Here is a 13,983-nt window from a genome sequence, read left to right on the forward strand (position 1 = left end):
TGCACGTAGCTCATGAATCCAGAAAAGGGCCGGAACGCGTTAAGATGTCCGCCCGCAACGAACGCTTTACGCCACCCCGGAGCCAACCCCCGCAATGCCGCAGATCACGCACTTCAAAACGCCGTGCCCCGAGCACATCAACAGCCAGATCCTGCAGATGGTGGTCGACAACCTGACCGACATCAGCATGGTCGCGATACCGCCGAGCAACCTGCTGTACAACGTTTACCAGTACGCGATTGGCTACGAAGTGCATCTGTATCTGGAAGCGTTGAGCGGTGCGAAAGGCATTGACGTAGAGCTGATCGTCGCCACCGATCTGGACGATCCGGACACGGTGACTGGCTTCTTGCTGTATCTGCCGGTCAAGGACGATCCCGAGGCCTGCGGCGTGGCGTACATGGCGGTTCAGGCGGAACATCGGCGCCAGGGCATTGCGCGTCGGATGCTGCGGGAAATGGTCAGTCGTTATCCCCATGCCGAGCTGACTTGCGCGGTGGCCAAGGTGCCGTATTTCGAGGCGATGGGGTTTCAGGTGGTGGGCGTGCGCGCAACCCAGGTCCTGATGAACACCCGCGACCACGGCAGCGACGGCTTGATGGCGCTGCTGGACGTGGCGCCGATCTACAGCTCGCTGGAAGTGCGGCAGATTCATACCTACCTGCTGCAAAAACATGGCAAGCGGGCGATGGTCGATGCCGAGAAACAGCGGGACCGGCATCTGGATAAGTTGACGTTCAAGGCCAATGAGTTTGTGCGTGCACGGTTGGGTGACGATGCGGTGCCTGCCAGCGGTCCGCGATTGCGCCTGGTTTGATCACCATCTGTTCCACACCCCAGAACCCTGTGGGAGCGGGCTTGCCCGCGATGGCGTCGTGTCAGTCACATTGATTGCGACTGAAACACCGCTTTCGCGAGCAGGCTCGCTTCCACAATGAAAGAGGTTGTTTTTCGAAGGTAAAAAAAGAGCCTCAAAGCTCTTTGATGGGGAGGAAGTAGAGCCATTGAGGCTCAAGATGCGCATGAAGCAAGTGGTGAGCTTGTAGGGGTTCAGTGCACTCACCACTTACGCAACGGCTTGTTGAGCAAACAGGCGGCTGCGCAAGTTCATCCTAGAAAGACCGAGTGTTTCACTCAAGTACCGCTAGTCGAATCCCCCGGCCAACCGGACCGACGCAGTGCCTTGAGCAGCGTTTGAGCATCCAGCCCCGGCACCGCATGGCCGTTACCTTCAGCGGTATCGGCGGCGAGCATGGCGTTGATGATGGCTTCCTCCACGGCTTCGGTTGCGGCCAGGAACAGCTCGCTGATGTGATCGTTGTTGACCATGCTCAGGTTGTCGGTGGTCGGCGCTTTTTTGCTCTCGTAGGCCGCCGGGGGCACATGCTGGTTGCCGGTGGCGAAGGCGATGAAGATGTCGCCGCTGTGGTCTTCATTGCCGCCGCCGGTACGGGCCAGGCCAAGGCTGGCACGTTGCGCCAGACGTGCGCACTGGTGTGGCAGTAACGGCGCATCGGTCGCCAGGCAGACCACGATCGAACCCATGCCCGGATGCGGCAACGCAGCTTTGAGAAACGGTGAGTCGATCTGCTCCATGTATCGCCCGACCGGGTAGCCATCGACGCGCAATTCGTTGCGGATGCCATGGTTAGCCTGGACCATGGCACCGACGGTCCAGCCGCCCAGGGTACTGTCCAATCGCCGCGAGGCGGTGCCGATGCCACCCTTGAATTCATGACAGATCATGCCGCTGCCACCGCCGACATTGCCTTCCGTCACCGGGCCGCTCCTGGCACTGCGCACAGCTTCGGCGACGTGCTCGGGTTTCACATGAAAGCCGTTGATGTCGTTGAGCAGACCGTCATACGTTTCCAGCACCACCGGCATGTTCCAGTAGAGCCTGCCGTCGGCTTGCTGCTCGCGGTCCACGGCGATCAGCGCATCGCGCACCACGCCCAGGCTGTGGGTGTTGGTGAAGGCAATCGGGCTGGTCAGCAGACCCGCTTCACGAATCCACTCCAGCCCGGTGGCGTCGCCATTGCCATTGAGCACATGGACTCCGGCGAAACACGGTTGCTCGCTGGTGGAACCAGCACGCGGTTCGATGACGGTGACGCCGGTCAGGATGTCGCGACCTTTGTCGGTACGACCTCGCACATCGCAGTGGCCGACCCTCACGCCGGGCACGTCGGTGATGGCATTGAGCGGGCCGGGTTGCAGTTGGCCAAACTGGATGTTGAGGTCGCGGGCACGTGGTTTCATCGGATCTCTCCTCTTCAAATTCATGGCATAAAAAAGGTGTGTGTTCGGGGGCGGATCCCGCAGGGGATAGAGGTGTGCCTACTGGCCGTTCTTGACCTTGCTCCAGATCCGCGTACGCACCCGTTCGGTGGCGGCCGGCAGGGGTTGCAGGGTGAACAGGGTGGCCAGGGCTTCGGCAGACGGGTAGACGGCGGGATTGCTCCGTGTCGCCTCGGCCACCAGGGCTGTCGCATTGCGGTTGCCATTGGGGTAGTTGAGGTGATTGCTGATCGGGGCGATGACCTCGGCGTGCATCAAGTAATCGATGAAGGCCAGCCCTTGTTGCGGATGCGGTGCATCTTTGAGCAGCACCAGCGTGTCGAACCACACCGGCGCGCCTTCCTTCGGCAAGCTGTAGGCGACCTTCACGCCGTTGCCGGCCTGCTCGGCGGTGGTTTTGGCCTCAAGCATCGCTCCGGACCAGCCGACCGCGACGCAGATGTTGCCGTTGGCTAAATCACTGATGAATTTCGACGAGTTGAAGTAGGCGATATGCGGGCGCAACTTGAGCAATAACGCCTCGGCTTTTTTATAGTCCGCAGGGTGGGTGCTGTTGGGCGGCAGGCCCAGGTAGTGCAGGGCGACCGGCAGCATTTCCGAAGGCGAATCAAGCATCGCCACGCCACATTCACCGAGCTTGGCCAGGTTCTCTTCCTTGAACACCAGGTCCCAGGAATCCACCGGCGCGTTGTCGCCGAGCACCGCACGCACTTTGTCGATGTTGTAGCCGATGCCGTTGGTGCCCCACAGGTACGGCACGGCGTACTGGTTACCCGGATCGTTATTGGCCAGTTTTGCCAGCAGGTCGGTGTCCATGTTCTTGAAATCAGGCAGGTCGGCGCGAGGCATGGGCGCCAGGGCACCGGCTTTGATCAGTGTCGGCAAACTGTAGTTGCTGGCCACCACCACGTCGTAACCGCTACGGCTGGTCAACAGTTTGCCTTCCAGTACTTCGGCACTGTCGAACGTGTCGTAGACGGGCTGGATACCGGTATCTCGCTGGAAGTCATGCAGGGTGGTCGGGCCGATGTAGTCGTACCAGTTGTACACGTGAACGGTCGGGTTCTCGGCCGCAACGGCCGACAGCGACACCGCCAGACAGGCGCCCAACCCCAGATTGAAATACGAGCGATGACCACTCATGATGCGGCACTCCTGGCCTGCTGCGGCCGGTGATGTTCAGGAGCTTGCAGGGTATCGACAGGGGTGGCCGTCACCCATTCCCATCATGGGTTACTCGAAAGGGGTAGTGCGTGGACGCGTTGTTGAAAGAGTTGCCGCTGCACCAGGGATTGGCGCGTGTGTTTGCCTCCGTGGGCGAGGAAGGGTTCTGGCGGGCGCTGGTCGATACCCTGCGCCTGCTGGTGCCGTTCGACAACGCCCTGGTCGCGGTGATGCAGCCAAGTCGGGTGCCGCGCCTGCTGATCGATTTTGACGCCAAAGCCACCGCCGACGAGCACGAAGAACTGGCAGACTACCGCGCCGGCATGTACCTGCTCGATCCGTTTTACCTCGCGGTGTGTGGCGGCATCAGTGACGGTTTGCACAGCCTCGATTCGGTGGCCCCGGACCAGTTCCTGCAGAGCGAGTACTACCTCAGTTACTTCCGTAGCGTGGTCGGCGGCGACGAGTTGCAATTCATGGTCAACGTTGATGGCGCCGTGCTGGGGTTGTCCCTGGGACGTGCGACACGCTTCAGCCTCGAACAGCAGGGCCGCCTGTTGTGCGTGCGCGACTGGGTGCTGGCCGCCATGCGTCGACACTTGCGATTGCTGCCGCCGGAAGGGCCGGTCGCCGAGGTCGTGGCTGGGGATCTGGCGACGCTGCTGGATCGTTTCGATGCACGCTTGTCAGTACGCGAGATCGAAACGGCACGGCCGATTCTGCAGGGCTTCTCCAGCAAGGCTATCGCCCAGCAGATGGGCATTTCACCGGAGACGGTGAAGGTGCATCGGCGCAACCTTTATCACAAGCTCAATGTGAATGGGCATGGGGAGTTGTTCGCGTTGGTGCTGCAACCGCGTTGACATCAAACTTTGCTTTTCAGTTTTCGAGTTTGAACACCAACGCCTTCAACCCGCATTCCACATCCGCATCGGGAAACTCCGGCGGGTTGTCCAGCCGTTGTTCAAAGTGCAGGCTCGGTGCTTCGCGGGTGACGCCGTCGATCAGGAAGTCGGCACCGAACGCCGGATCGTTCATGCAGGCCAGCACCGTGCCGTTTTCAGCCAGCAATTCTGGCAAGCGGCGCAGCACACGCTGGTAATCCTTGGTCAGCAAAAAACTGCCCTTCTGGAACGACGGCGGGTCGATGATCACCAGGTCGTAAGGGCCTTTACCAATCACCTTGCCCCAGGATTTGAACAGATCGTGGCCGAGGAACGTGACCTGGCTCAGGTCATGGCCATTGAGCCGGTGATTGTCGCGGCCACGGCTCAGGGCCGGGCTGGACATGTCGAGGTTGACCACTTGGGTCGCACCGCCTTCGATCGCTGCCACCGAGAAGCCGCAGGTGTAGGCGAACAGGTTCAGCACCCGTTTGCCGTCGGCATTGGCCCGCACCCAATCGCGGCCGTAGCGCATGTCGAGGAACAGCCCGGTGTTCTGCTTGCGGCCCAGATCCACTCGGTATTTCAGCCCGCCTTCGGTGATGGTCATTTCGTCGATGACGTCGCCCAGCAGCCATTCGGTGGTGCTTTGCAGCAGGTAGCGGTGTTGCAACAGCAACGTGTGTGCGCCCGATTGTGCCCACTGCGGCGATTGGGTGATCGCCATCAGCAGTTGCTTCAAGTCTTCCAGTTGCGCCGCTTGCGGTTCCTTGAACAACGCCACCAGCACCACGCCTTGCAGCCAGTCCACGGTCAGCTGCTCCAACCCCGGCCAGCAGCGACCACGGCCGTGGAACAGGCGGCGGGTTTCGGCGGGGGCTGCCGCGAGGGCGGTCAGCAAGTGTTCGCGGAGGGTGGCGAGGGCGTCTGCGTTCATGAATTTGGGTCGGCAATTTGCGGGGGGCGGCATTTAACCATAGATGCGCTCGTTACAGATCACACAAAACCCTGTGGGAGCGGGCTTGCCCGCGATAGCCGTGGATCAGACACCCTTGATGTTGAAGGTGATGGCCTCATCGCGGGCAAGCCCGCTCCCACAGGTTTTGGGGTGTCCGGAGAGGCGAGTTATCACGATTAATTTAACTTTGCGTGAGGATTTGGCGATCTTGCGGCTCCCATACTCGGCTCCAACGAACAACAACATCGGGAGCCGGACATGTCGCAGTCATCTGCCTCACCCAAGGCCAGTCATCCACGCTGGCTGCGCCTGACCCATTGGCTCAATGCCCTGGCGGTGCTGGTGATGGTCACCAGTGGCTGGCGCATCTACAACGCCTCGCCGATCTACGAATTCAGCTTTCCCACGTCGATCACCCTTGGCGGCTGGCTCGGTGGCGCCTTGCAATGGCACTTCGCGGCAATGTGGTTCCTGGCGATCAACGGCCTGGTCTACCTGATCATCAATCTGTTCAGTGGTCGTCTCAAACGACGCTTTTTTCCGCTGTCGCCCAAAGGCGTGCTGCACGACTTGTGGGCCGCATTGCGCGGAAAACTCGGGCATGCCGACCTCAGTCATTACAACCAGGTGCAACGGTTCGCCTACCTGTTTGTGATCATCGACATCACGCTGCTGGTGCTCTCCGGGCTGGTGTTGTGGAAGTCGGTGCAGTTCCCGTTGCTGCGTGAATTGCTGTGGGGCTACGAAGGCGCACGCCGTGTGCACTTCTTCGCCATGGCGCTGTTGGTGGCCTTCGTGGCGGTGCATCTGGTGATGGTCGCGCTGGTGCCGAAAACGCTGTTGGCCATGATCGTTGGCCGCAAGGAGCCGGTATGAAAAAGCGCATTCAGGTACCCGGGCTGGATGAGGCTTCGATCCTCACCGATGCCCGCAAGATCCTCGCCCCCCAGATCGAAGACCGCTCGCGTCGCTCGTTTCTGCTGCGTGGCCTGACCCTCGGCGGCGTGGCGATGCTGTCCGGTTGCAACATCACTGACAATGACAGTGTCGAGACTGCGTTGTCGTCGATGTCGCGCTTCAACGACCGGGTGCAGGGCTGGCTGTTCAACCCCAACGCCATGGCCCCGACCTATCCGGCGTCGATGATCACCCGGCCGTTTCCCTTCAATGCGTTCTACGGCATCGAAGACGCGCCGACGGTGGAGGAGGAGAGCTATCGCCTGGAAGTCACTGGGCTGGTCGCCGACAAACGCAGCTGGCGCCTCGAAGAACTGCGCGCCATGGCCCAGACCGAGCAAATCACCCGGCACATTTGCGTGGAAGGCTGGAGCGCGATCGGCCGCTGGGGTGGCGTGCGTTTCAGCGATTTCCTCAAGCGTGTCGGCGCCGACACCGATGCCAAATACGTCGGCTTCAAATGCGCCGACGACTACTACACCAGCATTGACATGGCCACCGCGCTGCACGCGCAAACGCAGTTGTCGCTGACCTACGACGGCGCGGTGCTGCCGCGTGAGTACGGCTTCCCGATGAAGCTGCGCATGCCCACCAAGCTGGGCTACAAGAACCCCAAACACATTCAGGCGATTTTCGTCAGCAACACCTTCAGCGGTGGCTATTGGGAAGACCAGGGCTACAACTGGTTCGGTGGCAGCTGATGAACGTCCGACAACTTCACCGTCCGCAAACCCATGCTCCAAGGAGTTTCATCATGAAAAAGTTGACCACCGTCGTTTTGTCCATGTGCCTGGCCGTAGGCGCCGCTAGCGTGTTCGCGGCTGACACCATGAGCAAGGACAGCATGAGCAAGGATTCGATGTCCAAGGATGCCATGTCCAAAGACGCCATGAAGAAAGATGCGATGTCCAAGGATGCGATGTCCAAGGACGCAATGAAAAAAGACAGCATGTCCAAAGACGCCATGAAGAAGGACAGCATGTCCAAGGACGCCATGAAAAAAGAGTCGTCGCAGTAATCCAGACCAACGCAAATCCCTCTAGGGGCTGCAAAGGTTGTGTGGGGGTATGACTTGAGTCATGCCCCCATGATTTTTTATCGTCACAGCCCCGCCAGGCACTAGTGTTGAAATACGCTCATCGATGCGTCGATTTTCCCCAACGTCACCTCGGGCAACACCCACGCCGCGGTGTTGATGGTGGCCGAGAAGGGCGCTGATCTGATCCTGCAGGACGCTTGATTTATCACCTGGGTGTATCAAAAATGAATTTCCTCGGAGTCCGCTGCTCCTACGTGTAGGTAGCGGACTCAGGCCCGCGAAATCATAGGTGCAATCAGGGAGCGGCAAGTTCATGAGCCAACTGAAGACGGCGGACCGAAATCTTCCTGAGGGGTTGATCCTGGTGGTTGAGGACGACCCATTGATCCTGGAATTTCTCTGTGAAATTCTGCAGGACGAAGGTTTCAAGGTACAGCCGCAGGCCAGTGCTGACGCTGCGGCGGAGTATCTGGAGCGGCATGCTGCGCAAGTCAGTATGTTGCTCACGGACATCACCATGCCTGGCAAACTCAATGGCGCCGATCTCGCCAATCAGTTTGGCGATCGCTGGCCGGAAAAGCCGATCATGATCATGTCCGGCTACGAAACCCCGCAAAGCTCCGGGGTCCGGCACGAGGTGGCTTTCATCAAGAAACCCTGGGCGCTGGGGCAGTTGCTCGATTGTGTGGAAGGCGCACTCAAATCCCGATGAGTCCTGCAGGTGCTGCTGCGGATCATGTAGATTGCGCAAAACATCCGTCAGACTCTTGAGACAGGAAGGACCTTTTGCCAGCTCAAACATCCGTCTTCAATACCCCTTACCGTGCCTTCCTCTTCGACATGGACGGCACCATCCTCACTTCGATTGCCGCCGCCGAGCGCGTCTGGACCACCTGGGCCTTGCGCCATGGTGTCGACGTCGGAACCTTTCTGCCGACCATCCATGGTGCCCGCGCCATCGACACCATCACGCGCCTGGCCTTGCCCGGTGTGGATGCCGAGGCGGAAGCGGCGTGGATTACCCAGGCGGAAATCGACGATGTCGAGGGTGTCGAGGAAGTGGCCGGCGCTGCGGCTTTTCTCAAGTCGCTGCCGGCTGATCAATGGGCCATTGTCACTTCAGCGCCGAGGACGCTGGCGTTGCGTCGAATGGCAGCGGCGGGGATCCCTGAGCCGGACGTGATGGTCACCGCCGAAGACGTCAGCTTCGGCAAACCCGACCCGAGCGGTTATCGGCTCGCGGCGAAACGGCTGGGCGTGGAGATTACGCAATGCCTGGTGTTCGAAGACGCCACGGTGGGGATTCTCGCGGCCGAGGCGGCGGGTGCGGATCTGCTGATTGTGACGGCGGCGCATGAACAACCGATTCAAACGGAGCATTCGACGTTGGCGGGTTACGATTGGGTCGAGGCATATTTGGCTGAGAAAAGTCTCAGCCTGCGCAAGCGCTAAATACAGGAGCGAGCCTGCCGGGATCATGCTGACGCTGATCGCGCACTGCGTCGTATCACCTGCGGTGGCTGTCCGAATGCCCGCAGGAACGCTTCGCGCATGCGGCGGCGATCGCTGAAGCCGGTTTCCAGGGCGATCTGGTCGAGGGTCAAACGCCCGCGTTCGAGCATTTGCCGCGCCGCTTCCAGGCGCAGGTTTTCAATGGCCTTGGCCGGCGACTGGCCGGTTTCGGCACGGAATGCCCGGCTGAACTGTCGTGGACTCAGGCGCGCCACCTCGGCCAGTTGTTCGACTGAAAGCGCTTGGTCCAGGTGTTCCCGGGCGTAGGTCAAGACGGTCTGGATGCGATCGGATTTCGGTTCCAGTTCCAGCAGCGCCGAATGCTGCGACTGACCGCCCGCGCGGCGGTGATACATCACCAGCTTCTGCGCCACCGAACGGGCGAGGTCGGCACCCTGGTCTTTCTCGACCATGGCCAGCGCCAGGTCGATGCCGGCAGTCATGCCGGCGGAGGTCCAGATGGCACCGTCAATCACGTAGATCCGGTCGGCCTCCACGTGGATCCCCGCGAAGCGATCCTGCAGCTGTCGCACATACGCCCAATGGGTGGTCGCGCGCTTTCCCTCAAGTAAACCGGCTTGAGCCAGGACAAAAGCCCCGGAACAAATCGACGCGGTGCGGCGTGCGGTGTGGACGCTGGCGCGCAGGTATTCGAGCACCGCGTCGGGCGCCTGTTCGAGGATGGAATCACCGCCGACCACGATCACCGTGTCGAACACGCGCTCATCGAATGCTTCAGTGCCGATACTTAAACCGCCGGAGGCCCGCAACGAGCAGCCGTGCGCGGATAGCACCCGCACGTCATACAGCGTTTCGCCAGCGCTGAAGTTGGCGTACTCGAACACCGGCATCGCCGCCAACGCCATGGACTGGAAGCCTTCGAACACTACAAACGCCACGGTGATCATCAGGATGTCCTCAAACGGTGATGTCCGAAAACCGTACTTTAAACGTCATTTGAGACGCGGGCGAGGGCATTTATAACGGTACACAACCGGCGAATGTCTCGCCCCACTGTGAAGGAAACCGATTATGGCGCTCTCATCCAAAGGCACTGCATTGATCACCGGCGCATCGTCGGGTATTGGCGCGGTGTACGCCGACCGTCTCGCCCGCCAGGGCTATGACCTGATTCTGGTCGCTCGCAGCCAGGCAAAACTCAATGCCCTGGCCAGACATTTGAGCGACGAGACGGGTCGCACCGTGGAAGTGGTCGCCGCCGACCTCAAGGAAAAGGCCGATGTGCGGCGAGTAGAAGACATCCTGCGCAACGATGCCAGCATCACGCTGCTGGTCAATAACGCCGGGGTCGGCGCGGTCATGCCGTTGCTTGGCAGCCCGGTGGATGAGATGGAAGACATGATCACGCTTAATGTCACCGCGTTGATGCGACTGGCCTACGCCGTGGTGCCTGGCTTCGTCGCGCGCGGCGCCGGGACGGTGATCAACATTTCTTCAATCGTTGCCATCGCTCCGGAAATTCTCAACGGTGTGTACGGTGGGACCAAGGCGTTTGTGCTGGGCTTGAGCCAGTCGATGCATCGGGAGTTGTCCGACAAAGGCGTGCGCGTCCAGGCAGTGCTGCCGGGTGCCACCGCGACCGACTTCTGGAGCGAAGCGGGCAACCCGGTGGAGAACCTGCCGCCGGAAATCGTGATGTCCGCGCAGGACATGGTCGATGCGGCATTGGTGGGGTTGGCAAAGGGTGAAGTGGTGACCATTCCGGGGTTGCACGATGGCAGCCAGTGGGACCGCCATGAAGCTCAGCGCCAAGTGTTGAGCGGGCTGTTCGGAAATTCGGCAGCGGCACCGCGTTATCGCTGAAATACCGACCCTGTCGCTGGCGCGTCAGGGTCAGCCTAAATGTGCAACGGTGGGGCCAAAAGCAGGCAGGGCCAAAACGCTATCGAAGTGACACAAGCCCCACCGCTCAGTTTGACGCTGGTTATTGAAGTGCTTGCGTGCCGTCCTGAACGAGAATGGCACGGGCCAGTTCCTCGTCACTGGCGTTGAGCCCAGGATTTTCGTGACGTACCCTTTGCATTACCTGCTCCAGATAAACGCCACGAATCGCACCGTCACTGGCAACGAAGCTGGACGCATCATCCCGGGCGGGAATCATCAACTTGTCGTCCTTGAACGTCGAGTACAGCGAAGCGGAGACCCCTGCCGAGGTGGCGACATCTTTTGCGTCCACATCGGCCATTGCGGAGCCGAACGGTAAGCACAGCATAAGGGAAGAAATGATAATCAGACGGCGCATGACGGTGTCCTCTGAAAGCGTGTTGCAAAAAGGAAATACCTCACCCTTTAGGATGCACGACAACGCTCAAGAGTTCCCTGCCGATGCAACTGGCCGTTGATTCAACGGGAAAAGCGATTGCGATAGTCCCTTGGCGAGACGCCCAGGTTGCGCTGGAACGTCAGGCGCATACGCTCTTCATCACCAAACCCGCACAGTCGGGAAATTTGATCGATATTACGTTCGGAGTCTTCCAGCAGGCGTCGGGCGGCTTCCACGCGCAGCACCTCCACTGCTTTGGCCGGGGTGCGGCCAGTCTTGAGTTTGTAGACCCGGGCGAAGTTGCGCGGGCTCATCTGCACCTGCTGGGCGAGCAGGTCGACTGTCAGGTTATTGCTCGCAAGATTTTTTGAGATCCACAGATGCAGTTCGTCAAACATGGCGCCGTCGCTGGTCTGCGATTGCAGCAATTCGCTGTATTGAGCCTGGCCGCCGGGACGTTTGAGAAACACCACCATTTCCCGCGCCACCAACAGTGCCAATTCGCGTCCACAATCTTCTTCGACCAGCGCCAGGGCCAGGTCGATGCCGGCGCTGACCCCGGCGGAAGTCCAGACCGAGCCCTGCTGAACGAAGATCGCATCGTTGTCGACTTCGATTGAAGGGTGACGCTCCTTGAGCATGCCGCACATCGCCCAATGGGTAGCGGCGCGTCGGCCATCGAGCAATCCGGCTTCGGCGAGCAGGAACGTGCCGCTGCACACCGAGGCGGTGCGCCTGACCTGGGTCGCGGCGTTTTTCAGCCAGTCGACAACCTCCAGGGCATTGTTCATTGCCAGAATAATCACCGGCGCCCCGGGAACGATCAGGGTGTCGATCGAGTGCTCAGCAAAGTCACTCAACGGCACGGTGTCGACGGCCAGGCCTTCGGCCGTTTGAATCAGGCCGCCGGTGAGGCTCGCGGTTTGCAGTTTGTAACCCGGCAGATTGCTGCTGCTGAGATAACGAGAGGCCGCCCAAAACACGGTTTGCGCGCCGGTCAGGTCCAGCAGGCCCATTTCCGGGTAAGCGAGGAAGACGATCAGGCGCGGTGCTTCAGATTGAATTTCGCGAGGGGCTGGCGAGTTTGCGATGTTCATAGGCTTCTGTTTCAGCGAGTGGGAATAATCATAATTCGCAAACGATCTAAAGGTTATCGCAATTGGTCGGCTGTCATTATTTCAGGGTTTTATGTCAGTCGAACAAGCGGTTTTACTCTAGCACTGCCGGCAGGTACAGAAATCGTGCCGATCATGACTGGCTGGATCGTGCAGTCCACCGGGTCGGATTTTCTGATGCGTACCGATGATCAGCGCCCGCGGCACTTGGCGTGGATAGCGCTATCCTTGGGAGATGCGCTATTCGCCATCGGAGAAGTTCGATGATCAATGTACGCACTGCCCGCATGCTCGCCGATTACAAACAATGGGCCAACCAGCGCCTCTTCGAGAATCTGGCGCAATTGCCGCCGGGTGAAGTTGAAAAGGAACGCGCCGGGATTTTCAAGAACATGATTGGCACGCTCAATCACATGTATGTCGTGGACTGCCTCTGGCAGGCTCATCTTGAAGGGCGAGGGCATGGCTTCAAGACTTCCCATGACGTGGTGCACCCGGCCTTGCCGGACCTGCGCCAGGCGCAACAAAACGTCGATCACTGGTATTGCGACTGGAGCGCCCGGCAGACCGATGCGTCGCTGGATAAACCCTTGCGGTTCACCTTTATCTCCGGTGAAAGCGGCACCATGAGCGCCGGCGCGATGCTCATGCATGTGGTCAACCACGCCAGCTATCACCGGGGCTGGGTGATCCAGATGTACTTCGAAATCCCGGCCATGCCGCCGATGACCGACCTGCCGATCTACCTGCGCGAGACCGACCCGAACTTCAATTCGCTCAATGCTTCGGCAGTGGAGCAGACATGTGCTCCGCAATACGCGATCGCAACCAACGTTCTGCCGGATCGTTATCGCTGACGCCGTTCCAGACCATCGACAGCTCCGACAGATTGATATCGAACGGCGGGTCATCGGCACGCAACTGGTCGCTGCCTTCGATCAGGGAAGCCGCCGCATAGTCCGGCACCGACGCGAGCATGTCGGTGCCGGCCAGCAAGGCCCGCAAGCCGGAAAACTGCGGTACCGCCAGCACCACTCGACGGGAACGTCCGATACGGGCCAGGTCGTTATCGATCGCACCGCTCAAGTCCCCGGAAAACGACACCAGTGCATGGGGACGCTCACAGAATTCATCCAGGGTCAGCGGGCCGGGGCGATCATCACCGCGCAGCACCTTGACGCTCAGGTCGCGCAATTTCTTGCGTTTGGCATTGGCCGGCAACTCCGTGGTGTAGCTGATGCCCACGGAAATTTCCCCGCTGGCAAGCATCGACGACATCAACAAGTAATTCACCCGCCGGACCACCACCACAACGTTCTGCGCTTCTTCGCGGATCTGCTTGAGCAGCGGCGGAAACAGACCAAACTCGGCATCATCGGACAGCCCGATGCGAAACACATCGCGGCTGATCGACGGATCAAAATCCTTGGCCCGACTCACCGCGCCGGAAATGGTATCCATCGCCGGCTGCAACTCCTTGAGAATCGCCAGCGCCCGGGGCGTCGGCTCCAGCACACGACCGTTACGCACCAGCAACGGGTCATCAAACAAATCGCGCAATCGGGCGAGTGCCGCACTGACGGCAGGCTGGCCGAGAAACAGCTTCTCCCCGGCCCGGGTCAGGTTTTTTTCGAACATCAGGGTTTCGAAAATCACCAACAGGTTCATGTCCACGCGGCGCAGGTCGTTGCGGTTCATCGCGGCTTACTCGCTTGGGTTGGGCTCTTATTATTAAAGCATTAAACCCAGACTGCGTGGTCATTCACTCA

At 60.0% G+C, this 13,983-nt stretch carries 16 protein-coding genes and 1 pseudogene; 10 read left to right on the forward strand and 7 right to left on the reverse strand.

Annotated elements, in window-relative coordinates:
• Window positions 1-94 precede the first annotated feature (94 nt).
• Window positions 95-817 carry a GNAT family N-acetyltransferase gene (locus KHO07_RS10625; RefSeq protein ID WP_212627160.1) on the forward strand — a complete coding sequence of 241 codons (723 nt, stop codon included), beginning with the start codon at window positions 95-97 and terminating at the stop codon, window positions 815-817.
• A gap of 317 nt (window positions 818-1,134) precedes the next feature.
• On the opposite strand, the gene KHO07_RS10630 is transcribed toward KHO07_RS10625, so the two are convergent.
• Together KHO07_RS10630 and KHO07_RS10635 are read right to left on the reverse strand one after the other, a co-directional pair.
• Complete coding sequence (locus KHO07_RS10630) at window positions 1,135-2,262, reverse strand: P1 family peptidase (protein WP_212627161.1); 1,128 nt, start codon at window positions 2,260-2,262, stop codon at window positions 1,135-1,137.
• Window positions 2,263-2,340: 78 nt separating this feature from the next.
• On the reverse strand, window positions 2,341-3,444 hold the full coding sequence (locus KHO07_RS10635) for an extracellular solute-binding protein (RefSeq protein WP_212627162.1): 1,104 nt from the start codon (window positions 3,442-3,444) through the stop codon (window positions 2,341-2,343).
• 110 nt (window positions 3,445-3,554) lie between these two features.
• On the opposite strand from KHO07_RS10635, the gene KHO07_RS10640 reads away from it, so the two are divergent.
• Window positions 3,555-4,328 (forward strand): helix-turn-helix transcriptional regulator, encoded by a 774-nt coding sequence (locus KHO07_RS10640; protein ID WP_212627163.1) that lies wholly within the window; start codon window positions 3,555-3,557, stop codon window positions 4,326-4,328.
• 16 nt (window positions 4,329-4,344) lie between these two features.
• Here KHO07_RS10640 and KHO07_RS10645 read toward each other — a convergent pair whose 3' ends face one another.
• Window positions 4,345-5,286 carry a class I SAM-dependent methyltransferase gene (locus KHO07_RS10645; protein ID WP_212627164.1) on the reverse strand — a complete coding sequence of 314 codons (942 nt, stop codon included), beginning with the start codon at window positions 5,284-5,286 and terminating at the stop codon, window positions 4,345-4,347.
• Window positions 5,287-5,565: 279 nt separating this feature from the next.
• Here KHO07_RS10645 and KHO07_RS10650 point away from each other — a divergent pair, with 279 nt between their 5' ends.
• The 6 genes and pseudogenes from KHO07_RS10650 (at window position 5,566) to KHO07_RS10675 (ending at window position 8,755) form a co-directional block, all read left to right on the forward strand.
• Window positions 5,566-6,183, forward strand: a complete 618-nt coding sequence (locus KHO07_RS10650; RefSeq protein WP_212627165.1) for a cytochrome b/b6 domain-containing protein — start codon at window positions 5,566-5,568, stop codon at window positions 6,181-6,183.
• Entirely contained in the window at window positions 6,180-6,965 is a 786-nt protein-coding gene (locus KHO07_RS10655) for a molybdopterin-dependent oxidoreductase (RefSeq protein WP_150735090.1), read from the forward strand. The genes KHO07_RS10650 and KHO07_RS10655 overlap by 4 nt, the downstream gene beginning before the upstream one ends.
• A gap of 53 nt (window positions 6,966-7,018) precedes the next feature.
• Window positions 7,019-7,282 (forward strand): pentapeptide MXKDX repeat protein, encoded by a 264-nt coding sequence (locus KHO07_RS10660; protein ID WP_212627166.1) that lies wholly within the window; start codon window positions 7,019-7,021, stop codon window positions 7,280-7,282.
• Window positions 7,283-7,399: 117 nt separating this feature from the next.
• Window positions 7,400-7,504: pseudogene (locus KHO07_RS10665) on the forward strand (GMC oxidoreductase); the annotation flags it as partial.
• Window positions 7,505-7,616: 112 nt separating this feature from the next.
• The gene (locus KHO07_RS10670; protein ID WP_212627167.1) at window positions 7,617-8,015 is read left to right on the forward strand and encodes a response regulator; all 399 of its coding nucleotides are present in this window, start codon (window positions 7,617-7,619) and stop codon (window positions 8,013-8,015) included.
• A 74-nt stretch (window positions 8,016-8,089) separates the two neighbouring features.
• A complete protein-coding gene (locus tag KHO07_RS10675) occupies window positions 8,090-8,755 on the forward strand; it encodes an HAD-IA family hydrolase (RefSeq protein ID WP_212627168.1) in 666 nt (221 codons plus the stop codon).
• 23 nt (window positions 8,756-8,778) lie between these two features.
• On the opposite strand, the gene KHO07_RS10680 is transcribed toward KHO07_RS10675, so the two are convergent.
• On the reverse strand, window positions 8,779-9,723 hold the full coding sequence (locus tag KHO07_RS10680; RefSeq protein ID WP_150735077.1) for a GlxA family transcriptional regulator: 945 nt from the start codon (window positions 9,721-9,723) through the stop codon (window positions 8,779-8,781).
• Window positions 9,724-9,847: 124 nt separating this feature from the next.
• Between KHO07_RS10680 and KHO07_RS10685 the strand changes: the two genes are divergently transcribed.
• Complete coding sequence (locus KHO07_RS10685; protein WP_212627169.1) at window positions 9,848-10,639, forward strand: SDR family oxidoreductase; 792 nt, start codon at window positions 9,848-9,850, stop codon at window positions 10,637-10,639.
• A gap of 121 nt (window positions 10,640-10,760) precedes the next feature.
• On the opposite strand, the gene KHO07_RS10690 is transcribed toward KHO07_RS10685, so the two are convergent.
• Together KHO07_RS10690 and KHO07_RS10695 are read right to left on the reverse strand one after the other, a co-directional pair.
• Window positions 10,761-11,078, reverse strand: a complete 318-nt coding sequence (locus KHO07_RS10690) for a DUF2388 domain-containing protein (protein WP_150735075.1) — start codon at window positions 11,076-11,078, stop codon at window positions 10,761-10,763.
• Between the two features lie 101 nt (window positions 11,079-11,179).
• Window positions 11,180-12,196 carry a DJ-1/PfpI family protein gene (locus KHO07_RS10695; RefSeq protein WP_212627170.1) on the reverse strand — a complete coding sequence of 339 codons (1,017 nt, stop codon included), beginning with the start codon at window positions 12,194-12,196 and terminating at the stop codon, window positions 11,180-11,182.
• Between the two features lie 281 nt (window positions 12,197-12,477).
• Here KHO07_RS10695 and KHO07_RS10700 point away from each other — a divergent pair, with 281 nt between their 5' ends.
• Complete coding sequence (locus KHO07_RS10700; protein WP_150735073.1) at window positions 12,478-13,071, forward strand: DinB family protein; 594 nt, start codon at window positions 12,478-12,480, stop codon at window positions 13,069-13,071.
• Here KHO07_RS10700 and KHO07_RS10705 read toward each other — a convergent pair.
• Complete coding sequence (locus KHO07_RS10705) at window positions 12,992-13,912, reverse strand: LysR family transcriptional regulator (RefSeq protein WP_212627171.1); 921 nt, start codon at window positions 13,910-13,912, stop codon at window positions 12,992-12,994. The genes KHO07_RS10700 and KHO07_RS10705 overlap by 80 nt on opposite strands.
• Window positions 13,913-13,983: the final 71 nt, after the last annotated feature.

It is taken from the genome of Pseudomonas sp. PP3 (assembly GCF_905336995.1).
Taxonomy (GTDB): domain Bacteria; phylum Pseudomonadota; class Gammaproteobacteria; order Pseudomonadales; family Pseudomonadaceae; genus Aquipseudomonas; species Aquipseudomonas reinekei.